This is a genomic window from Sphingomonas arvum (assembly GCF_026013565.1).
GTDB lineage: Bacteria > Pseudomonadota > Alphaproteobacteria > Sphingomonadales > Sphingomonadaceae > Sphingomicrobium > Sphingomicrobium arvum.
Genome location: NZ_JAPDOB010000001.1, coordinates 1,153,216 through 1,174,080, shown reverse-complemented (window position 1 = coordinate 1,174,080; position 20,865 = coordinate 1,153,216). Strand labels below are relative to the sequence as shown.

The 20,865-nt window shown below is 65.8% G+C and carries 23 protein-coding genes and 1 pseudogene; 2 read left to right on the top strand and 22 right to left on the bottom strand.

Annotated elements, in window-relative coordinates; translation table 11 throughout:
- From nuoK to OMW55_RS05780, 16 genes and pseudogenes are all read right to left on the bottom strand, one after another.
- Window positions 1–306, bottom strand: coding sequence for an NADH-quinone oxidoreductase subunit NuoK (gene nuoK / locus OMW55_RS05855; RefSeq protein ID WP_264881534.1), 306 nt, complete (start codon window positions 304–306; stop codon window positions 1–3).
- Window positions 303–914, bottom strand: a complete 612-nt coding sequence (locus OMW55_RS05850; RefSeq protein ID WP_264881532.1) for an NADH-quinone oxidoreductase subunit J — start codon at window positions 912–914, stop codon at window positions 303–305. Before OMW55_RS05850 ends, nuoK begins: the two co-directional genes overlap by 4 nt.
- Window positions 915–932: 18 nt before the next feature.
- Window positions 933–1,421, bottom strand: a complete 489-nt coding sequence (nuoI, locus tag OMW55_RS05845) for an NADH-quinone oxidoreductase subunit NuoI (RefSeq protein WP_264881531.1) — start codon at window positions 1,419–1,421, stop codon at window positions 933–935.
- Window positions 1,418–2,473 carry an NADH-quinone oxidoreductase subunit NuoH gene (nuoH, locus tag OMW55_RS05840; RefSeq protein WP_264881529.1) on the bottom strand — a complete coding sequence of 352 codons (1,056 nt, stop codon included), beginning with the start codon at window positions 2,471–2,473 and terminating at the stop codon, window positions 1,418–1,420. Before nuoH ends, nuoI begins: the two co-directional genes overlap by 4 nt.
- The gene (gene nuoG / locus OMW55_RS05835; protein ID WP_264881528.1) at window positions 2,470–4,482 is read right to left on the bottom strand and encodes an NADH-quinone oxidoreductase subunit NuoG; all 2,013 of its coding nucleotides are present in this window, start codon (window positions 4,480–4,482) and stop codon (window positions 2,470–2,472) included. The genes nuoH and nuoG overlap by 4 nt, the downstream gene beginning before the upstream one ends.
- Entirely contained in the window at window positions 4,482–5,792 is a 1,311-nt protein-coding gene (gene nuoF, locus OMW55_RS05830; RefSeq protein WP_264881526.1) for an NADH-quinone oxidoreductase subunit NuoF, read from the bottom strand. The genes nuoG and nuoF overlap by 1 nt, the downstream gene beginning before the upstream one ends.
- On the bottom strand, window positions 5,792–5,926 hold the full coding sequence (locus tag OMW55_RS05825; protein WP_264881525.1) for a hypothetical protein: 135 nt from the start codon (window positions 5,924–5,926) through the stop codon (window positions 5,792–5,794). The genes nuoF and OMW55_RS05825 overlap by 1 nt, the downstream gene beginning before the upstream one ends.
- Before the next feature lies 1 nt (window position 5,927).
- A complete protein-coding gene (locus OMW55_RS05820; protein WP_264881523.1) occupies window positions 5,928–6,629 on the bottom strand; it encodes a complex I 24 kDa subunit family protein in 702 nt (233 codons plus the stop codon).
- Window positions 6,629–7,831 (bottom strand): NADH-quinone oxidoreductase subunit D, encoded by a 1,203-nt coding sequence (locus OMW55_RS05815; protein ID WP_264882018.1) that lies wholly within the window; start codon window positions 7,829–7,831, stop codon window positions 6,629–6,631. The genes OMW55_RS05820 and OMW55_RS05815 overlap by 1 nt, the downstream gene beginning before the upstream one ends.
- 77 nt (window positions 7,832–7,908) lie before the next feature.
- Window positions 7,909–8,793 carry an NADH-quinone oxidoreductase subunit C gene (locus OMW55_RS05810; protein ID WP_264881521.1) on the bottom strand — a complete coding sequence of 295 codons (885 nt, stop codon included), beginning with the start codon at window positions 8,791–8,793 and terminating at the stop codon, window positions 7,909–7,911.
- A gap of 1 nt (window position 8,794) precedes the next feature.
- Window positions 8,795–9,256, bottom strand: a pseudogene (locus OMW55_RS05805) (NuoB/complex I 20 kDa subunit family protein); the annotation flags it as partial.
- A 110-nt stretch (window positions 9,257–9,366) separates the two neighbouring features.
- On the bottom strand, window positions 9,367–9,744 hold the full coding sequence (gene ndhC, locus OMW55_RS05800; protein WP_264881518.1) for an NADH-quinone oxidoreductase subunit A: 378 nt from the start codon (window positions 9,742–9,744) through the stop codon (window positions 9,367–9,369).
- A gap of 138 nt (window positions 9,745–9,882) precedes the next feature.
- Complete coding sequence (locus OMW55_RS05795; RefSeq protein WP_264881517.1) at window positions 9,883–10,701, bottom strand: inositol monophosphatase family protein; 819 nt, start codon at window positions 10,699–10,701, stop codon at window positions 9,883–9,885.
- Window positions 10,702–10,723: 22 nt separating this feature from the next.
- Window positions 10,724–11,287 carry an elongation factor P gene (gene efp / locus OMW55_RS05790; RefSeq protein WP_264881516.1) on the bottom strand — a complete coding sequence of 188 codons (564 nt, stop codon included), beginning with the start codon at window positions 11,285–11,287 and terminating at the stop codon, window positions 10,724–10,726.
- Between the two features lie 45 nt (window positions 11,288–11,332).
- Window positions 11,333–11,998, bottom strand: a complete 666-nt coding sequence (locus OMW55_RS05785) for a M23 family metallopeptidase (protein WP_264881515.1) — start codon at window positions 11,996–11,998, stop codon at window positions 11,333–11,335.
- 14 nt (window positions 11,999–12,012) lie between these two features.
- Entirely contained in the window at window positions 12,013–13,170 is a 1,158-nt protein-coding gene (locus OMW55_RS05780; RefSeq protein WP_264881513.1) for a L,D-transpeptidase family protein, read from the bottom strand.
- 126 nt (window positions 13,171–13,296) lie between these two features.
- Between OMW55_RS05780 and OMW55_RS05775 the strand changes: the two genes are divergently transcribed.
- Entirely contained in the window at window positions 13,297–13,968 is a 672-nt protein-coding gene (locus OMW55_RS05775) for a DUF72 domain-containing protein (RefSeq protein WP_264881512.1), read from the top strand.
- A gap of 7 nt (window positions 13,969–13,975) precedes the next feature.
- Window positions 13,976–14,647, top strand: coding sequence for an HAD family hydrolase (locus OMW55_RS05770; RefSeq protein WP_264881511.1), 672 nt, complete (start codon window positions 13,976–13,978; stop codon window positions 14,645–14,647).
- Here the strand turns inward: OMW55_RS05770 and OMW55_RS05765 are convergent.
- Genes OMW55_RS05765 through tkt form a run of 6 tightly spaced genes read right to left on the bottom strand, consistent with a single transcriptional unit; the run spans window position 14,644 to window position 20,799 of the window.
- Window positions 14,644–14,946, bottom strand: a complete 303-nt coding sequence (locus OMW55_RS05765; RefSeq protein ID WP_264881509.1) for a hypothetical protein — start codon at window positions 14,944–14,946, stop codon at window positions 14,644–14,646. The two genes, OMW55_RS05770 and OMW55_RS05765, sit on opposite strands and share 4 nt — an antisense overlap.
- Before the next feature lie 53 nt (window positions 14,947–14,999).
- The gene (thiE, locus tag OMW55_RS05760; RefSeq protein WP_264881508.1) at window positions 15,000–15,677 is read right to left on the bottom strand and encodes a thiamine phosphate synthase; all 678 of its coding nucleotides are present in this window, start codon (window positions 15,675–15,677) and stop codon (window positions 15,000–15,002) included.
- An 11-nt stretch (window positions 15,678–15,688) separates the two neighbouring features.
- Window positions 15,689–16,588 carry a fructose bisphosphate aldolase gene (locus tag OMW55_RS05755; protein WP_264881506.1) on the bottom strand — a complete coding sequence of 300 codons (900 nt, stop codon included), beginning with the start codon at window positions 16,586–16,588 and terminating at the stop codon, window positions 15,689–15,691.
- Window positions 16,589–16,601: 13 nt separating this feature from the next.
- On the bottom strand, window positions 16,602–17,804 hold the full coding sequence (locus OMW55_RS05750) for a phosphoglycerate kinase (RefSeq protein WP_264881505.1): 1,203 nt from the start codon (window positions 17,802–17,804) through the stop codon (window positions 16,602–16,604).
- Between the two features lie 2 nt (window positions 17,805–17,806).
- The gene (gene gap, locus OMW55_RS05745; RefSeq protein ID WP_264881504.1) at window positions 17,807–18,814 is read right to left on the bottom strand and encodes a type I glyceraldehyde-3-phosphate dehydrogenase; all 1,008 of its coding nucleotides are present in this window, start codon (window positions 18,812–18,814) and stop codon (window positions 17,807–17,809) included.
- Window positions 18,811–20,799, bottom strand: a complete 1,989-nt coding sequence (tkt, locus tag OMW55_RS05740) for a transketolase (RefSeq protein ID WP_264881503.1) — start codon at window positions 20,797–20,799, stop codon at window positions 18,811–18,813. Before tkt ends, gap begins: the two co-directional genes overlap by 4 nt.
- Window positions 20,800–20,865: the final 66 nt, after the last annotated feature.

Below are 20,865 nucleotides of genomic sequence, written 5' to 3'. Positions count from 1 at the left end.
TTATCCGCGCATCTGGTCGGCGGCGTCGATGGCGATAGTGCCGCGACGGCGGAAGAAGATCACCATGATCGCGAGCCCGATCGCGGCCTCGGCGGCGGCGACGGTCAGGACGAACATGGCGAACACTTGGCCCTTGAGGTCGCCGAGGTAGGCGCTGAACGCAACCAGGTTGATGTTCACGGCCAGCAGCAGCAATTCAATGCACATCAGCATCAGAATGACGTTGCGGCGGTTGAGGAAGATCCCGAGCACGCCGATCACGAACAGGATGGCGGCGACGGTGAGGTAGTGCGCAAGACCGATCACAGCGACACTCCCTCGCCGACCGCAGGCTTGGCCATCTTCACCGCATCTTCGGGGCGACGGCGGATCTGGCGCGCGACCTTCTGCGGACGCGCGTCGCCGCGGCTGCGATGAGTGAGGACAATCGCGCCGATCATCGCCACCAGCAGGATCAGGCCGGCGAGCTCGAACGGCAACAGATACTGGCCGTAGAGCATCGCTCCGAGCGCCTCGATGTTCGGCAGCGCATTGGCGGGTGGCGCACCGCTGGCATGGGCGAAGGCCGGGCCAGCGCTGTAGGCCGAGATCGCAATCACGATTTCCGAAAGCAGGACAAGCGCGATCAGCAGGCCGAACGGCAGGTTGCGGTTGAAGCCGGAGCGCAGCTGCGAGAAGTCGATGTCGAGCATCATGACCACGAACAGGAACAACACGGCCACCGCACCGACGTAGACGATCACCAGCAGCATGGCGATGAACTCGGCCCCGGTCAGGAGCATCAGCCCGGCCGCGTTGAAGAAGCCGAGGATCAGCCACAGCACGCTGTGCACCGGATTGCGGGCGAAGATCACCAGCACGGCGGACGCGATGGTCAGCGTGGCGAACAGGTAAAAGGCAAGAAGTGCGATCATGAGGAGTTGGCGCGCCGCTTAACGGTAGGCCGCATCGGCGGCAAGGTTGGCGGCGATCGCCTGTTCCCAGACGTCCCCGTTCGCAAGCAGCTTGGCCTTGTCGTACAGCAGCTCCTCGCGCGTCTCCGTAGAGAATTCGAGATTGGGACCCTCGACGATTGCGTCCACCGGGCAGGCCTCCTGGCACAGGCCGCAGTAGATGCACTTCACCATGTCGATGTCGTAGCGGGTGGTCCGGCGGCTGCCGTCCTCGCGCGGTTCGGCCTCGATGGTGATCGCCAGCGCCGGGCATACTGCCTCGCACAGCTTGCACGCGATGCAGCGCTCTTCCCCGTTGGGATAACGCCGCAGCGCATGCTCACCGCGGAAGCGCGGCGACATGGGCAGCTTCTCGTACGGGTAGTTGATCGTCGCCTTGGGCTTGAAGAAGTACTTCAAGGTGAGGGCGTGACCTTTCACCAGCTCCCATAGGGTGAACGACTTAACGAAGTGAGTGACCGCGTTCATGCCGGAAGAGCTCCGTAGCGGGTGAGCATCAGCCAGCCCGAAATAAGGACAACGAAGGTGAGGCTGAGCGGCAGGAAGATCTTCCAACCGAGGCGCATCAGCTGGTCGTAGCGATAGCGCGGCACCGTGGCACGAACCCAGCCGAAGATGAAGAAGAACAGCATCATCTTGATGAGCAGCCAGATGATGCCGGGAATGACATAAAGCGGCGCCCAGTTCACCGGCGGCAGGAATCCACCCCAGAACAGGATGGCGTTGAGTGCCGTCATCAGGATCACGTTGCCGTATTCGCCGAGCCAGAACAGCGCGAAGCTCATTGAGCTGTACTCGGTCTGGAAGCCGGCGACGAGTTCGCTCTCCGCCTCGGTCAGGTCGAAGGGGGTGCGGAAGGTCTCGGCCATGGACGAGATCAGGAACACCACGGCCATCGGGAACAGCAGCGGGTTGAAGCCGAAGCCGTTGAGGACGCCGAAGATGTTGCCGCGCTGCGCCTCGACGATGCCGGTCATGTTGAACGTGCCGGCGTAGAGTACCACGCAAATCAGGACGAAGCCGATCGACACCTCGTAGCTGACCATCTGCGCTGCGGCGCGGAGGGCCGAGTAGAACGGATATTTGGAGTTGGATGCCCAACCGGCGATGATCACGCCGTATACGCCGAGCGAACTTGCCGCGAGGATGTAGAGCAGGCCGACATTGATGTTGGCTAGCACCACGCCGGTCTGGAACGGCACCACGGCCCAGACAATCAGCGCCACGGTGAAGCTGATGATCGGCGCCAGCAGGAACAGGCCTTTGTTCGCGCTGGTCGGGACGATGGTTTCCTTGAGAAAGACCTTCAGCCCGTCAGCGAAGCTCTGCAGCAGGCCGAACGGGCCGACCACGTTAGGCCCGCGGCGGAGCGCCATAGCGGCCCAGATCTTGCGCTCGGCATAGATGATCATCGCCACTGCCAGCATCAACGGAAGGGCAATGGCCAGGATGCCGATGAGCATGGAGAAGAACCACGCCCATTCGTAGCTGGCGCCATGGGATTGGAAGAACGCAGTCACTCAGCGGCCTCCGCGAAGGTGCGGCCGTGGATCAGTTCCTCGCTGCAGCGGTGCATGGTCGGACTCGCCCGGCAGATGGAGTTGGTCAGGTAGAAGTCCTTGATCGGCAGGGTGACCGGGCCGCCGGGGGTAACGGGCAGCGACGGCGGCGACCAGGGCAGGTCCATGAGGCCGTCAGCCCCAAGCGCCGGCACTTCGGCAATCATGGCGGCCCGCAGCTGGTCGAAGCGGTCGAACGGCAGCGGCCGGCCGAGCAGGTCGGAGACCGCCCGGAAGATAGTCCAGTCCTCGCGCGCTTCACCGGGCGGGAAGCTCGCCTTCTCGCCGCGTTGGACCCGGCCCTCCATGTTGACCCAGGTGCCGTGCTTCTCGGTGTAGGCCGCAGCGGGCAGGACCAGATCGGCATGGCGGGCACCGGCGTCGCCGTGGTGGCCGATGTAGACCTTGTAGGCACCGGGAAGCCGAGTCGGAGCGACCTCGTCGGCACCGAGCAGCAGCACCAGCTTGGGCGCGGCAGCCTCGACGTCGGCTAGCCCGCCGGGCTGGGCAAAGCCGAGCAGCAGGCCAGCCATGCGGCTGGCGGCGGTGTGGATGACGTTGAAGCCGTTCCAGCCCTCACGGATCAAGTTCAAGCTGTTCGCCAGCCCTAGGCTGGCGCCGAGCGCTCCGGCCGCGAGCGCGCCGGGGCCGACGATCACCGCCGGGCGTTCGGCCGAGGCGAAGGCGTTGAGCACGTGCTGAGGCAAGGACCCAAGGAGGCTCAGATCGTCGCCAATGTTGGTTGCCGGATAAGCAAGGTCGGCCATCGGGCCGATTGCGAAGACCTGGGCACCGCCCCGGTTCACGGCTTTACGAATGCGCGTGTTGACGAGCGGCGCTTCCCAACGCGGATTGGAGCCGACCAGCAGAATGACGTCGGCGGTTTCGATGCCCGCGATCGTGGAATTGAACGCCACCGCAGACAGCGACGAGACGTCATAGTCCATCCCGCCCTGGCGGCCTTCGAGCAGGTTCGACCCCTGCCCTTCCAGCAGCTTCTTCGCGGCGAACATGGTTTCGGCATCGAGCAGGTCGCCCGCGATGGCTGCCACCTTCTCGCCCGCGTCCTCGAGCCGATCGGCCAGAATTTGCAGCGCCTCGGCCCAATCAGTGGGCTGGAGCTTGCCCTCAACCCGCACCCACGGGCGGTCCAGCCGGTTGCGGACCAGCGCGTCGGCGTGGTGCCGGGTCTTGTCGCTGATCCACTCCTCGTTCACGTCCTCGTTGATGCGCGGCAGGATGCGCATCACCTGCGGACCGCGCAGGTCGAAGCGGATGTTGGAGCCGACCGCGTCCATGACGTCGATGCCGGGCACCTTGCGCAGCTCCCACGGCCGCACTTCAAAGCTCTGCGGCGCCTGGAGCAGCGCGCCGACCGGGCAAAGGTCGGCGAGGTTGCCGGACAGCTCGCTGGTCAGCGCGCGTTCCAAGTACGCAGTGATCTGCAGGTCCTCGCCGCGATACAGCAAACCAACCTCAGGAGTGCCCGCCACTTCTTCGGCGAAGCGCACGCAGCGGGTGCACTGGATGCAGCGGGTCATGGCCGTCTTGATGATCGGTCCCATGTACTTGTCGTCGACCGAGCGCTTGTTCTCGTCGAAGCGCGACATGCTGCGGCCGTATGCCATGGCCTGGTCCTGCAGGTCGCACTCGCCGCCCTGATCGCAGATCGGACAGTCGAGCGGGTGATTGATGAGGAGGAACTCCATCACCCCTTCGCGCGCCTTCTTGACCATGGCGGTGTCGGTGCGGATCACCTGGTTGTCGGCCGCAGGCAGAGCGCAGCTCGCCTGCGGCTTGGGCGGGCCCGGCGCGACCTCAACTAGGCACATGCGGCAGTTGCCGGCGATGCTCAGCCGCTCATGGTAGCAGAAGCGGGGGATCTCCTTGCCGGCAAGCTCGCACGCCTGCAGCACGGTCGCGCCCGCGGGAACCTCGATTTCCTGTCCGTCGACAGTGACTTTGGGCATTACTCGGCAGCCTCAAGCATGCCGCCGCCGTTCCGTTCGGCGATGCGGCGCTCCAGTTCGGGGCGGAAGTGGCGGATGAGGCCCTGGATCGGCCAGGCGGCGGCGTCGCCCAGGGCGCAGATGGTGTGGCCTTCAACCTGCTTGGTAACGTCGTGCAGGCGGTCGATCATGTCGACGCTCGCCTCGCCCTCGCGCAGGCGCTCCATGATGCGCCACATCCAGCCGGTGCCTTCACGGCACGGGGTGCACTGGCCGCAACTCTCGTGCTTGTAGAAATAGCTGATGCGGCTGATCGCGCGGACGATGTCGGTGGACTTGTCCATGACGATGATCGCGGCGGTGCCAAGGCCGGAACCGAGCGCCTTGAGCCCGTCGAAGTCCATCGGTGCGTCCATGATCTCGGCCGCCGGGACCAACGGCACAGACGAGCCACCAGGAATCACCGCCAGGAGATTGTCCCAGCCACCGCGAATGCCTCCAGCATGACGCTCGATCAGCTCGCGGAAGCTGATCGACATGGTTTCCTCAACCACGCAGGGCGTGTTCACATGCCCTGAGATCTGGAACAGCTTGGTCCCTTCGTTTTTCGGGTTGCCAAAGCCGGCGAACCAGCTGGCGCCACGGCGAAGGATGGTCGGGACGACGGCGATTGATTCAACGTTGTTGACCGTCGTCGGGCAGCCATAGAGGCCCGCGCCGGCCGGGAACGGCGGCTTCAGGCGCGGCCGGCCCATCTTGCCTTCCAGGCTCTCCAGCATCGCGGTTTCCTCGCCGCAGATGTAGGCGCCCGCGCCGCGATGGACGAACAGGTCGTAGTCGTAGCCGGAGCCGGCCGCGTTCTTGCCGAGCAGGCCGGCGCCGTAGGCTTCCTTGACCGCGCGCTCGAGAGCGGCGGCTTCCTCGATGAACTCGCCGCGGACGTAGACGTAGGCGGCCCGCGCGCGCATCGCGAAGCCGGCGATCAGCGCGCCTTCGACCAGCTTGTGCGGGTCGTGGCGCAGGATCTCGCGGTCCTTGCAGCTGCCCGGCTCGGACTCGTCGGCGTTGATGACCAGGAAGTTCGGCTTACCGGGCTTGGGCTCCTTGGGCATGAAGCTCCACTTCATGCCGGTCGGGAAACCGGCGCCGCCGCGGCCGCGCAGGCCCGACGCCTTGATCTCGTCAATGATCTTGTCTTGCCCAAGCGCCATCAGCGCCTTGGTGTTGTCCCAGTCGCCACGCGCCTGCGCCGCCTTGAGGTCAGGCGACTGGAAGCCGTAGACGTTGGTGAAGATGCGGTCCTTGTCCGCGAGGGGCCCGGTATAGCCCATCAGTGGACACCTCCGAAGAAAACCAGAACTAGGATCAATACGATCAAAGCGATCACGCCGAACTTCAAGGCGCCCGCAATGAAACGGAACGCCAAGAAAGCAAGGATCGCCGCAACGATAAGCGCGAGCACCATCCTAGGCACCCTCTCCCGCTGGCGCCGGCTCGGCCGAATGCCACTGCGGGCGATAGTCGTAGTTGCGCTCGGCCATTTTCTTGAGGCTGGTCGGGCCGCCTTGCGGACAGCTGGTCTGCCGATCGACCTGCGGGCCCGGCTTGACCGGCTGCCCTGCGGCAAGCGCGTCCAGCACGGCGCCCATGCTTTCCTCCGTGAGGTCCTCGAAGTTGTCGTCGTTAATCTGGACCATTGGCGCGTTGGCGCAGGCGCCGAGGCACTCGACCTCGGTCAAAGTGAACAGGCCGTCGGGCGTGGTGTAGCCCTTCTTGATCCCGCGCTTCTCGCACGCGGCAAGCACGTCGTCGGAGCCGCGCAGCATGCACGGCGTCGTCCCGCATAGCTGGACGTGGTACTTCCCGACCGGCACCAGATTGTACATCGTGTAGAAGCTGGCGACCTCCATTGCGCGCATCGGCGGCATGGCGCATTCGGCGGCCACGAACTCGATCACCGGGATCGGCAGCCAGCCTTGCGTGCCGGTCTCTTCGCCGACTTGGCGCTGAGCGAGATCGAGCAGCGGCATCACCGCAGACTGCTTGCGGCCGTCCGGATAGCGGGCGAGGATTTCTTCCGCGCGGACGCGGTGCTTGGCATCCCAGGTGAACCCGCCCCAGCGTTCGCGCAGCTCGGGGACGTCGGGGGCGAAATGACGCTCGGCCATTAGCGGTCACACTCCCCGAACACGATGTCCATCGCGCCGAGAACGGCGGTGGTGTCGGCCAGCATGTGGCCCTTCATCATGAAGTCCATCGCCTGGAGATGGCTGAAAGCGGTCGGCCGTATCTTGCAGCGGTACGGCTTGTTGGTGCCATCGCTGACCAGATAGACGCCGAACTCGCCCTTGGGGCTTTCGGTCGCGACATAAACTTCGCCCGCCGGCACGTGAAAGCCTTCGGTGTATAGCTTGAAGTGATGGATCAGGGCTTCCATCGACTGCTTCATCTCAGCGCGCTTGGGCGGGAACACCTTGCGGTCGGCGGTCCCGATCGGGCCTTCGGGCATCTCCTGCAGGCACTGCCGGGCAATGCGCCAGCTCTGCCGCACTTCCTCGACTCGCACCATGAAGCGATCGTAGCAGTCGCTGTTGGTGCCGACCGGCACGTCGAAGTCCATGCGGTCGTAAACCTCGTACGGCTGCGCCTTGCGGATATCCCATGGGATGCCGGTGGCGCGGATCATCGGGCCGGAGAAACCCCACGCGATCGCGTCCTCGCGGGACACGATACCAATGTCGACGTTGCGTTGCTTGAAGATCCGGTTGTCGGCGACCAGGCTGATCGCGTCCTCGAACAGCTTCAGCCGGTTGTCCAGGAACTCGCCGATGTGGTTGAGGACCTTGGGAGAAATGTCCTGGTGGACGCCGCCGACGCGGAAATAGTTGGCATGCATCCGCGCGCCGGAGACCATCTCGTAGATCTGCATGAGGTCTTCACGCAGCTCGAACAGCCACAGGTTCGGCGTCATCGCCCCCACGTCCATGATGTGGGAGCCAAGATTCAGCATGTGGTTCTTGATGCGGGTGAGTTCCGCCATCAGCACCCGGATGTACTGGGCGCGGATCGGGATCTCGAGGCCCATCAGCTTTTCGATGGCGAGCACGAAGCTGTGCTCCATGCACATCGGGGAGCAGTAATCGAGGCGATCGAAGTACGGAATCGCCTGGGCGTAGGTCTTGTACTCGATCAGCTTTTCGGTGCCCCGGTGGAGCAGGCCGACGTGCGGGTCCACACGCTCAACGATCTCGCCATCGAGCTCCATGATCAGGCGGAGCACGCCGTGCGCCGCCGGATGCTGCGGACCGAAGTTGATCGTGTAGTTGCGGATCGTCTCGTCGCCGGCGTTCTCGTCGCCGGCTTCGGGCATCACGCTGACTTCTACGCGGCGAGTGCCGCGCTGCCGGTCTGCGACCATCGGGTCGATCTCGTCGTGGGTGGTGGCCATTACTGGGCCTCTCCGCTGTCACGGGTGACGTTGGGGCTGTCGGGCACGGGTTCGTCGATGTCGGTCTTCACGCCGCCATGTTGCGCCGCCTTGTCCTCGTTCGGCTTGCGAGCCTCGGCCTGGGCCTCCCGGACGCCGGCCGTCTTCCGGTCCTCGTGATCGGTTGTGTAAGGCTTATCGTCCTTGCGCTCGCCAGCGCCAGTGGCCGGCGTTACCTTGGGCGCCTCGGCCTTGGCAGGTGCGGACGACGGGGCGCCAGCAGCTTGCGGCTCGGCCTTCTCGTCACCCGGCAGCCGGTATTCCGGCCCATTCCATGGCGTCAGGAAGTCGAACGCACGGAAGTCCTGAGCGAGCTCCACCGGCTCGTAGACCACACGCTTCTCAGTTTCCGAGTAGCGCATCTCGGTGAAGCCGGTCAGCGGGAAGTCCTTGCGCAGCGGATGGCCCTCAAAGCCGTAATCGGTGAGGATGCGGCGCAGGTCCGAATTGCCGGCAAAGGTCACGCCATAAAGGTCGAACACTTCGCGCTCGAGCCAGTTGGCGACCGGCCACAGGGTCGTCACGGTCGGCACCGGAGTGCGCTCGTCTGTCATGACCTTGATGCGGATACGCCGGTTCATGGTCATTGATAGCAGATGGTAGTTGACCTCGAACCGCTCGGGCCGCTCGGGATAGTCCACGCCCGCGATCTCCACGAGCATATGATACTCAAGGCCCGGAGTGTCCCGAAGGATGCGGCATGCGTCCGCCACACCCTCGCGACGTACGGTCAAAGTGATCTCGTCGGCCTGGTCCTTGGTCTCGACGATCAGGTCGCCGAGCACCGCCTGCGCGGATTCGATCACGCCAGAGTTGGACGCGGTCTTGGGAGCGGAGTAGGCCATCTTACCGGTCGATCGTCCCTTCGCGGCGGATCTTCCGCTGAAGCTGCATGATCCCGTACAGCAGGGCCTCGGCTGTCGGCGGGCAGCCGGGAACGTAGATGTCCACCGGCACGATCCGATCGCAACCGCGGACCACCGAATAGCTGTAGTGGTAATAGCCGCCGCCGTTGGCGCATGAGCCCATCGAGATGACGTAGCGCGGCTCGGCCATCTGATCGTAGACCCGGCGCAATGCCGGCGCCATTTTGTTGCACAGCGTACCGGCGACGATCATCACGTCCGACTGGCGGGGCGACGCGCGCGGGGCGACGCCGAACCGCTCGAGGTCGTAGCGCGGCATGTTAACGTGGATCATCTCCACCGCGCAGCAAGCCAAACCGAAGGTCATCCACCACAGCGAGCCGGTACGCGCCCAGTTGAACAGGTCCTCCGTCGCCGTGACGATGAAGCCCTTTTCATCCAAGTCGGCACGCATCTGCTCCAGCCCCTGGTGCTGGGGCGAGCCGGGGACGAGGCCGGCGGCACGCGCCAGCTCCTCTTCCGTCGGGTACGGATTGGCGCGAGGGTCGAGGATCACTCCCATTCCAGCGCTCCCTTCTTCCAAGCGTAGGCAAGGCCGAGCGCAAGTTCGGCGAGAAACACCATCATCGCGATCCAGCCGCTCCAGCCGGTGAACTTCAGGGTCACCGCCCACGGAAACAGGAAGGCGGCCTCCAAGTCGAACACGATGAACAGAATGGCGACCAGGTAGAAGCGGACGTCGAACTGGCTGCGCGAGTCCTCGAAGGCGGGGAAGCCGCATTCATATTCCGTCAGCTTCTCTGCGTACGGCCGATCGGCGCCGGTGAAGCGCGACGCAATCATCGGCAGGACCACAAAGGCCGTCGACAGGCCCAACGCCACCGCCAAAAACAGCAGGATGGGCAGGTAATTGGCGGCAACAGCAGCCACGCGGCAAACTCCAAGGATTATGCTTGGGCGGCGCTCTAGAGCAGGGCACCGTCGGAGACAACTGGCTGGAAGGCCATCAGGTCCGTTCCAGGAGGTGGGTGCTGACGCGCCGATCGCAAGTCGCGGGGATGCGAGAAATCAGTCGCGCAGCGCCCGGGCGACGAACTTGTGAAGCTTGCTGTGGAGGTCGCCGTTGCCGGCGATGTACTCGCGCCGGTCCAGCATCCGGTCCTGCCCGCGATAGTCGCTGACGAAACCGCCCGCCTCGCGCACCAGCAGCATGCCCGCAGCGCTGTCCCACGGGTCGAGATCGTCCTCCCAGAACGCGTCCAGCCGGCCAGCCGCGACCCAGGCGAAATCGAGCGTGGCCGCCCCGAACCGGCGGATGCCCGCCACCTCGGGTGCAAGCGCGTTATATATGCGGCTCCATCGAGCGGGATCGGAGCGGCCGACGTGCGGAATGCCGGTGCCGATCACCGACTCGTCGAGATAGCGGCGGGCCGACACGCGCAGGCGGCGGTCGTGGAGCCAGGCGCCCCGGCCCTTTTCGGCCCAGAAGCTTTCGTCGGTCAGCGGCTGGTAGACCATGCCGTGGCTGATATCGCCCCACGAGCCGTCGGGCTTGCGTTCCTGCACGGCGATCGAACTGGCGAAGTGCGGGATTCCGTGGAGGAAGTTGCTGGTGCCATCCAGGGGATCGACGATCCAGCGCGGCTTGGTCGGGCTGCCCTCGACCTCGCCGAATTCCTCGAGCAGCATGCCCCAGTCCGGCCGCGCCTGGCGCAGTTCCTCGACGATCGTCTGCTCGGCCTGCTTGTCGGCCATGGTGACGAAATCGCCGGGGCCTTTTTTGCTGACCTGCAGCTGCTCGACCTCGCCGAAGTCGCGGCGCAGGCGTGGGGCCGCCTTGCGGACGGCCTTCTGCATGACGGTGACGAGGCCGGAGTGGCTGACCAATTTCTATCCTTTGGGCGAGAGATCAGTCCGCGCGGCGGACATATTCCTGGTTGTACACGTCGACCACGATGCGGGTTCCCGAGCTGATGTGCGGCGGGACCATGACGCGCACGCCATTGTCGAGGATCGCGGGCTTGTAGCTGGACGAGGCGGTCTGTCCCTTCACCACCGCGTCGGCCTCGACGATCGTGGCTTCGATCTGGTCGGGCAGCTGGACGGAGATGGGGCGCTCCTCGTGGAGCTCCATCACCACGTCCATGCCGTCCTGCAGGAAGGCCGCGGCGTCGCCCAGCAGGTCCTTGGGCAGGCTGATCTGCTCATAGGTTTCCTTGTCCATGAACGTCAGCATGTCGCCGTCGGCAAACAGGAACTGGAAGTCCTTGGTGTCCAGGCGGACGCGCTCCACGGTCTCGGCCGAGCGGAAGCGGACGTTGGTCTTGCGGCCGTCGATGAGGTTCTTCATCTCGACCTGCATGTAGGCGCCGCCCTTGCCCGGCTGCGTGTGCTGAATCTTCACGGCGCGCCAGATGCCGCCTTCATATTCAATGATGTTGCCCGGACGAATGTCGACGCCGCTGATCTTCATGGACCGCCTGCCTGCTTGAACGAGTGGAAAGAGCCGGGCGGGCCTCTAGCCGCCGGCGCGCTTTCCGGCAAGCAGCGGGTACGGGTTGATGGGCTGGCCCTGGTACCACTTCTCGTTGGGGCCCATGCGGTAGACCGCAAAGTGGAGGTGCGGGCCGGACGGGTTGGCGTTGCCGGTGAAGCCCACGGTGCCGATCGGCGTGCCGCGTGTGACCTGCTGGCCTTCACGCAGGCCCGGCGCGTAGGCGTCGAGGTGGGCGTAGTAGTAGAGCCACTGGCGGTCGGGCGAGCGGACATAGGCGGTGATCCCGCCGCCGCCCTTGGAATAGAACAGTTTCTCGACCGTGCCCGGGGTGGCCGAGATCACGGGGCGGCCGCGCGGGGCCATGATGTCGATGGCGTTGTGGACCCGGGCCCCGCCGGCACGGCTCTGCGTGTAGGTGTCGGTGAGGTCCGAGGGCTGGATCCCGTCGACCGGAAGCGCAAGCCCGGCGGGCGAAATGGCCAGGGCGCCGGTCCGCAGGGCGGCCGACCGAGGCGCGTTGCGGGCGGGGTCGTAGCCGATCTTCTGGGCCGCGTCGCTGAGGGCGCCAACGGCGGGCGGCGGTTGGTCGGGAGACTTGCTGGCGTTGTTCCAGACCAACCATCCGCCGCCAACCACGATCACCAAGACCAGCGTATTGCCGACCAGGCTGAGCTTGCTGACCGCCACGCCGGCTTACGTCCTCAAGCCTGGAAGATGGCGGTGAAACCGGGCTTCATGATCCGCGCCAGGCGGGTCACGTCCCAATTCGACATGCGGATGCAGCCGTGGCTCTCGGCGCGTCCGATGGTCTCGGGCGCAGCAGTGCCGTGGATGCCGTAATGCTCCTTGGTGAGGTCGAGCCATGCGACTCCGACCGGTCCGTTGGGTCCGGGGGGAAGCATCTTGTCGTCCGCCGTCTTGTCCTTGGCGTCCCAGAACAAGTCGGGCTGATAATGAAACGGCGGCATGAAGGCGTACGTCGTTGCTTTCCACTTGCCGAGCGGCAGGGGATCATGGGTCGAGCCCATGGTCACCGGGAACTGGGCAAGCAGCTTGCCCGGGTTTTCGCCCAGCTTGGGCGGCGTGCCGCGGTTCTTCTCGGTGCTGTAGGCGCCCTCTGGCACCTGCCCTTCGTATACCTTGAGCACCCCTTCCGACTTGTCGACCACGATGAAGGTGCCTTGCGGCTGTTGCGCATCGACCTGGTAGAGGTTCAGCAGGTCCCCCTGCTTGGCGTCGACCTGCCCGTAATCGCGCGAGCGGGGCAGGATGTTGGGCAGGCGGAGCACCTGCCCGGCGCCAATCATCTTGTCGGGGCCATTCAGTGCCACGATCGTGTCCGGGGTAGTGTGGAAGCGCTCGGCGAGCTTCTCCAGCATGTTGCGGTAATAAAGGCCGGGTGCCTTGGCCTGGTCTTCGGGCGCTTTGGGAAAGGGGTAGAGGAACGGTCCACCGATATCGCGCTCGGTCAGGCGGAAGTTGCGGGTCGAGGGCCGCTGGTCCTGACGCAGGGCGGCGCGGGTCGGACCGTCGAGTTCGCCCGTGGCCTGCAGCCCGCGCGCCTGCTGAAACCCGCGGAGCGCTTGTTGGAAAACCATGCCCTTCTTGCCATCAATCACCCCAGTCGGGAAACCGGCGAGGTCGAGCAGGACCTGGGCATGGAAGACCGTGCCGTCGATTGGGGAGCCAGGCGTGCCCGGCGCTACCCAGGGCTTGGCGGCACCCGTGGTCTTGGCAGGCGTAGCCGTGTTCTTGACCGGCGCGGCCGTATTCTGGGCCGGGGCGCGCGAGGCGACCAGCGCCAGGGTGGCGGCAAGCGACAGGCCCAGGCCGATGGGGGCGATGCGGGTTCTCAGCACGAAACTCTCCAGCGAAACGATGTGTTGAGGTCGTAACAACCGGAGGCGAGCGAGGTTTCCCTGGTTCACGTTGGCTGCTCAGGCTGGGTCTATCGCCACTGGCGCGAGGTCTATTATCCCGCGGGATTGCCGCAAAAGCGGTGGTTCGAGCATTATTCGACCGAGTTCGACACCGTCGAGATCAACGCAAGCTTCTACCGCCTGCCCCTGCCCGCGACGTTCGACGGTTGGCAGGCCAAGGCCCCGGACGGGTTTCGCTATGCGGTCAAGGTCAACCGGTTCATCACACATAGCAAGAAGCTGCTGGGTGTGGCTGAACCGGTGGCCGAGTTCTGTGCCCTGGCACGGCGCCTGGGACCGACAATGGGGCCGCTACTGCACCAGCTGCCGCCAAGCCTGCACCGCAACGACGAGCGGCTGGCCAACTATCTGGCGCTGCTTCCGCCTGACATGGAGCATGTGGTCGAGTTTCGGCACGCCAGCTGGTACGATGAGGGCGTGCTGGCGCTGCTCGACAGGTATGGCGCCGGCTTTGTGGCGCACGACCTGGCTGGACTGGTCTCGCCGCGTTGGGCGAGCGGGCGAACGGCCTACGTCCGGTTCCATGGCACGGGCGGCAAATATTGGGGCCGCTACTCGGCCGAGGCAATGGCTGAGTGGGCGGCGTGGCTGGACGAGCAACAGGGGTTGGAGCGTTCCTGCTGGGCCTACTTCAACAATGACATCCACGGCCATGCGTTGGAGGATGCGCGCGAGCTAAAGCGCGCGCTGGCAACCCTGGGAGGCCACGCTCGTTAGCCCCGCCATGCTCAAAGCCATCCTGTTCGACATCGACGGCACGCTCGTCGACAGCAACGATTTTCACATTCTCGCCTGGGCCGAGGCGTTCAAGCAGGCGGGCCACGAGTTCCGCCTTGCCGAGATCCACGAGCAGGTCGGCAAGGGCGGAGACAACCTGATCCCTGCCCTCTTGCCCGGTATCGGCGAGGAAGAAGCCGAGCGGCTCAAGAAGGCACATGGCGAGCTGTTCAAGCAGCATTATTTCAACCGCTTGAAGCCGTTCCCCGGAGCCCGGGACTTGCTGCAACGGTGCCGGGACGCGGGCTATACGGTTGTGCTGGCGTCCTCTGCGAGCGGTGAGGAATTGAAGCACCACCTCGACGACGTGCTCGGCGTCCGCGACCTGGTGGATGAGTTCACCAGTGCGGATGACGTGGGCTGTTCCAAGCCGTGCCCTGACATCTTCGTCACTGCCGCGCAGAAAGCCGACGTGTCACCGGAGGAGGCGCTGGTGATCGGCGACACGCCGTACGACATCGAGGCAGCGAGCGACGCCGGCATCCGCACCATCGCGGTGCGCTCCGGAGGCTTCCGGGACGATCAGCTGAGCGGCGCCATTGCCATCTTCGATGACGTAACCGAACTCCTGGCGCGCTTTGACGCAAGCCCGCTCAGCCAGATCGAAGAAGCCGTCTAGTCTTCCTTGGTGACCGAGTTCGGATTCGGAGCCTGTTGCTCCTCACCAAGCTGACCGCCGCCATGGTAGGCGATGTCCGTCTGACCACCATGACCCCCGAACTTGTCAGGTCCGTCCGGATTGTCGCCTTTGCCCGCATGCGGGTTGGGGTACGCTCCGCCGCCCGACTCGCCGGTGTTCGGAAGACCGCCAGCCATCTGATCATCACGGCGGGAAGCCAACTCCCCATTCTCATCCGTCATCTTCGGGCGGGTGCCCGAACCATCCGCCTGCATCGGCTGCTTGCCGTCAACCATCATCGAGCTCCTGTGCTATCCGGAAGCGAACTCGCTGTTGGGTGTCCCCGTTCCGCCTAGCGACGCAAAGCCTCGCCAAACGCCGCAACGGCGGTCGCCGGGTCGTCGGCGTTCCATACGGCGCCGCTGACCGCGAGGAAGTCTGCGCCTGCCCTGACCAGTTCGGCCCCGTTCTGCGGCGTGATGCCGCCGATGGCGACGCAGGGCACTTCGAACAGGGTCGACCACCAGCCAAGGATCGAGGGCTCGGCTCGGTGCTTCACCTGCTTGGTGGTGGTCGGGAAGAAGGCGCCGAAGGCCACATAGTCCGCGCCAGCTTCACCGGCTTCCATCGCCAGGTGGCGGCTGTCGTGGCAGGTGACTCCGATCTGCGCGCCCGGGCCGAGCAGTTGTCGCGCCTCGCGCGGATCGCCGTCCTCCTGGCCGAGGTGGACCCCGTCGGCGCCAATCCGCTTGGCCAGGCTCATGTCGTCGTTGACGATGAAGGCGACCTCGCGTTCGGCGCAGATCGCCTGCAGCGGCTCGGCGAGGCGCACCAGCTGGTGCTGATCAACTCCTTTCACCCGCAGCTGGAACGCGGTTACCTCCCCGCCGTTCAGCGCCGCCCTCAGCCGGTCGGGGAAGCTGCCGCCGACCTCCTGCGGGCTGATCAGGTACAGGTGCGCGGGGCCGCGCGCTTCGGCTTCGAAGCGCTCGGCAAACCCGGTCAGGTCAGGGAGATCGTCGTCGTCCATCAGAGAGGCGCTTACGCGGCGACCTTTTCCGTGCTGGCGCAGTGGATGTCGTCGATCGCCTGGCCGAGGGTCTGGTCGAACTCCTGGTCGCTCTGCTGGTGCCGGAGGTCGGACAGCAGCGCGCGGCTGAAGCTGGCGATCATGCCGGGGTTCTTGGCCAGCTCACTGCAGGCGTCCTGGCGGCTGAAGCCGCCGGACAGCGCCACGACGCGGAGTACGCGCGGGTGCTCGACCAGCGGCTGGAACAGCCCGGCCTCCGCGGGGATGGACAGCTTCAGCATGACCTCGCTGCCTTCCGGCAGGCGGTCGAGGTGGCGGAGGATCTCGTCGCGCAGGAGGCGATCGGAAGCGGCACGGTCGGCGCTCTTGATGTTCACTTCCGGCTCGATCATCGGCACCAAGCCGTGACGCAGCACATGGGTGGCGACCTCGAACTGCTGGCCGACGATCTCGGCAATACCGGCCTCGTTCGCCTGGTTGATGACCGAACGCTCCTTGGTGCCGTACACGCCAAGGGCCTTGGCGCGGGTCAGCAGAGCGTCGAGCTCTGGCATGGGCTTCATCAGCTGCACGCCGTTGCGCTCTTCCTCCAGACCCTTGTCGATCTTGATGAACGGCACGACGCCGCGCTCGATCAGCGCCTGCGGAGTCGGCTTGCCTTCAACCTGGCCGTCCATGGTGCGTTCGAACAGGATGGCGCCGATCACCTTGCCACTGCCGAAGCTGGGCGCAGTGATGATCCGCGAGCGCATATCGTGGATCAGGCCGTACATTTCGTCCTCGGTCGACCAGGCGCCCTCGTCGACGCCATAGCCGGCCAACGCCTTGGGCGTAGAGCCGCCCGACTGATCGAGCGCCGCGATGAAGCCCTGCCCGGCCTTGATCTTCTGCCGCATGTCCTGCGTGTTCATCGTTCTGTCGTCCTTATTGCTGCTGGAGGGCGGCGACGCCGGGAAGCGTGCGCCCTTCCATCCACTCGAGAAATGCTCCGCCCGCCGTCGAGACGAACGTGAAGTCGGCCGCGACGCCAGCATGGTTCAAGGCCGCAACGGTGTCCCCGCCGCCAGCGACGGAGACGATGCTGCCATCCTGGGTCAGCGCGGCGGCCGTGCGGGCCAGCGTAACCGTGGCCGCGTCGAACGGCGGGGTTTCGAACGCGCCCAGCGGACCGTTCCAGACCAGCGTCCGGCAGGTCTTGAGCGCGTCGGCCAGCGCCTCGACCGCGGCCGGGCCGACGTCGAGGATCATCTCGTCGGCCGCGACCTCGTGGACGTTGCAGGTACGCAGGCTCGGCGGATTGGCCGCGAACTCCTTGGCGACCACCACGTCGTAAGGCAGGTGTACGGTGCAGCCGGCCTCGTCGGCACGGGCGAGGATGCTTTCCGCTTCGCCGGTCAGGTCATGCTCGCACAATGACTTGCCGACGTTCACGCCGCGTGCGGCAAGGAACGTATTGGCCATGCCGCCGCCGATGATCAGGTGATCGACCTTGCCGACCAGGTGGCCGAGCACCGCAAGCTTGCTCGACACCTTGGCGCCGCCGACCACCGCCGCCACCGGCCGCTCCGGATTGCCGAGGGCCTTTTCCAGGGCCTTCAGTTCGGCTTCCATCGCCCGGCCGGCGAAGGATGGCAGCAAGTGCGCCACCCCTTCCGTGGAGCTGTGGGCCCGGTGCGCGGCAGAGAAGGCGTCGTTGACGTAATAGTCGCCGAGCGCCGCCATGGCCTGGCTGAAGGCCGGGTCGTTCGCTTCCTCCTCGGCGTGGAAGCGGGTGTTCTCCAGCACCCCAATCGCGCCCGGCGTCATGGTGCTGACCGCCCGCTCCGCCTGCGAGCCCGCGCAATCCTCGATGAAGCGCACGGAGCGGCCCGTGAGGTCGGTCAGCGGCTTCACCAGCAAGGCGGTGCTCATGTCCGGGCGGTTCTGGCCCTTGGGCCGGCCGAAGTGGCTGAGCAGCAGCACGATCGCGCCGCGGTCAGACAGCTCCAGCACCGTGGGCAGCGCCGCTTGCAGGCGGGTGGCGTCCGATACGGCCCCGTCCTGCATCGGCACGTTGAGGTCGACGCGGACGAGGACCCGCTTGCCGGTCAGGTCGGCGGGAAGGTCGTCGAGGGTCCGGAACGCCATGCTCAGCCGAGCTTCGCCATCGCGCACGCCGTGTCGACCATGCGGTTGGAGAAGCCCCATTCGTTGTCGTACCAGCTGACTACGCGGACCAGCTTGCCTTCCAGCACGGCCGTTTCCAGGCTGTCCACGGTCGAGCTCGCTGGATTGTGGTTGAGGTCGATCGAGACCAGTGGCTCGTCGGTGTAGGCGAGGATACCCTTGAGCGGGCCGTTCTCGCTGGCTGCCTTGAGCGCGCCGTTAACCTCTTCCAGCGTGGTGTCGCGCTTGGGCGTGAAGGTCAGGTCGACGAGGCTGACGTTGGGCGTCGGCACGCGCACGGCCGAGCCGTCGAGCTTGCCCTTCAGCTCCGGCAGCACCTCACCGACCGCGCGGGCGGCGCCGGTGGTGGTCGGAATGATGCTCATGCCGGCCGCACGGGCCCGGCGCATGTCGCTGTGGATCTGGTCCAGGATCTTCTGGTCATTGGTGTAGGCGTGGATGGTGGTCATCAGGCCGCGCTCGATGCCGATGACGTCGTTCATCACCTTGGCGACCGGCGCGAGGCAGTTGGTGGTGCAGCTGGCGTTGGAGACGATGGTGTGCTCCGCGGTCAGCTTGTCGTGATTGACGCCGTAGACGACCGTGAGGTCCGCACCCTTGGCCGGAGCGGAGATAAGCACGCGCTTGGCGCCAGCCTCGATATGCTTCTGCCCGCCTTCCTTGCTGGTGAAGAAGCCGGTGCACTCCAGCGCCAGTTCGACGCCGTGCTCGCGGTGCGGCAGGTTGGCCGGGTCGCGCTCGGCCGTGACGGCGATGCGCTTGCCGTTGATGATGATGTCGTTGCCTTCGGCGCTCACCTCACCCGGAAAGGCGCCGTGCACGCTGTCGCGCTTGAACAGCATGGCGTTCGACTTGGCATCGGCCAGGTCATTGATCGCGACCAGCTCCAGCCCGCAATCGGGGCGCTCTAGAATGGCGCGCGCGACCAGGCGGCCGATGCGGCCGAACCCGTTGATGGCAACTTTGGTCATTTCATCTCCCTTTGGTCGAGATAGCCGATGATGCGCGTGGTGATCGCGTCCGGCGTGAGCCCGAAGTGGGCGTACAAGTCAGGGGCCGGCGCGGAGGCGCCAAACCCGTCGATACCGATGCGCAGGCCGTGCAGGCCCGTGTAGCGCTCCCACCCGATCGTGCTGCCGGCCTCGATCGAGACACGCAGGATTTGGCGGTTGGACACGTCCGGCAAGATGTCCTCGCGGTAGGCCGCGTCCTGCGCGTCAAACCGGGTGGTCGAGGGCATCGACACGACGTCCGCGCCGATCCCCTGCCCTTCCAGCTTGTCCGCCACCCCCAACGCGATCTCCACTTCCGAACCGGTAGCGAGCAGGATCACCTTGCGCGCGCCCGAAGCGTTACGGAGGCGATACGCTCCACGAGCCGAAAGGTTCTCTCCTGCCGCTTCGGTGCGGACGGGCGCGAGGTTCTGGCGGGAAAGCGCGAGCAGCGACGGCCCGTCGTCCTCGAGCGCGAGCGCCCAGCATTCCGCGGTCTCGACCGCGTCGGCCGGGCGGTAGACGTGCAGGCCGGGCATGCAGCGCAGCGACTGGAGGTGCTCGATCGGCTGGTGGGTCGGTCCGTCCTCGCCCAGGCCGATGGAGTCATGGGTCATCACGTAGACGACCCGCGCCCGTTGCAGGGCCGACAGGCGGATGGCGGGGCGGCAATAGTCGGAGAAGACCGCGAAGGTGCCGCCGTACGGCACCACGCCGCCGTGCAGCGCCATGCCGTTCATCGCCGCCGCCATGCCGAACTCACGGATGCCGTAGTAGATGTAGCGGCCCGAGTAATCGTCCGCGGTGAGCGGCGCCTGCGCCTTGGTCTTGGTGTTGTTGGAGCCCGTCAGGTCGGCCGAGCCGCCGATGGTGAGCGGGGTGGCGGCGTTGATCGCCTCCAGCGCCAACTCCGACGCCTTGCGCGTAGCGACCTTGGGCGGGCTGGCGAGGAGCGTATCGAGATAGGGAGCCAGCCACTCGGTTCCGACCTGGCCAGCCATGGCAGCGCGGAAGTCGTCGGCCTTGCCGCTTGCGGCGAGCCGCTCTTCCCACGCCTGGCGCTCGGTCGCGCCGCGTTCGCCGGCCTTGCGCCAGGCAGCGAGCACGTCGTCGGGGATCGTGAACTCGGCCGGTTCGAGGCCAAGCTCGGCGCGGGCGGCCTCGACTTCGTCCTTGCCCAGCGCGGCGCCGTGGGTCGCCGCGGTGCCCTGCTTGTTAGGAGCCCCATAGCCGATGATCGTCTTGCAGCGGATCAGGCTTGGGCGCGGATCGGCCTTGGCTTTCTCAATGGCGGCGGCGACCTTGCCGGCGTCCATGCCGTCGCACTCGACCGTGTGCCAGCCGCACGCCTCGTGGCGGGCGATCACGTCTTCGTTGCGGCTGAGGTCCGTAGAGCCATCGATGGTGATGCGATTGTCGTCCCATAGAACGATCAGCCGGCCGAGCTTCAGGTTGCCGGCGAGGCCCACCGCTTCGTGGTTGATCCCTTCCATCAAGCAGCCGTCGCCCGCAATGACGTAGGTGCGGTGGTCGACCAGCTCGTCGCCGTAGACGGCGTTGAGGTGGCGCTCGGCGACAGCCATGCCGACGGCCGTCGCGAGGCCCTGACCGAGCGGGCCGGTGGTGGTCTCGACGCCGGGCAGCTCAAAGTTCTCCGGGTGCCCTGCGCACGGAGACCCAAGCTTACGGAAGCGACGGATGTCGTCCATCGTCGGCCGCTCATAGCCAGTAAGGTAAAGCAAGGCGTAGATCAGCATGGAGCCGTGTCCGGCCGACAGCACGAAGCGGTCGCGGTCAGGCCAGCGCGGATCTTGCGGGTCGAACTTCAGAGCCCGTGTGAACAAGGCGGTAGCTGCGTCGGCCATGCCCATCGGCATCCCAGGATGACCGGAGTTGGCGGTCTCGACCGCGTCCATGGCCAGTGCCCGGATGGCATTGGCGAGACGGCGCTGCGTCGGCTGCATGGTATCTCCAGGTCTGAACACGGGCGTGCCCCGGGCCGGACTCGGTGGGGCCGATAGCCCGGCTCC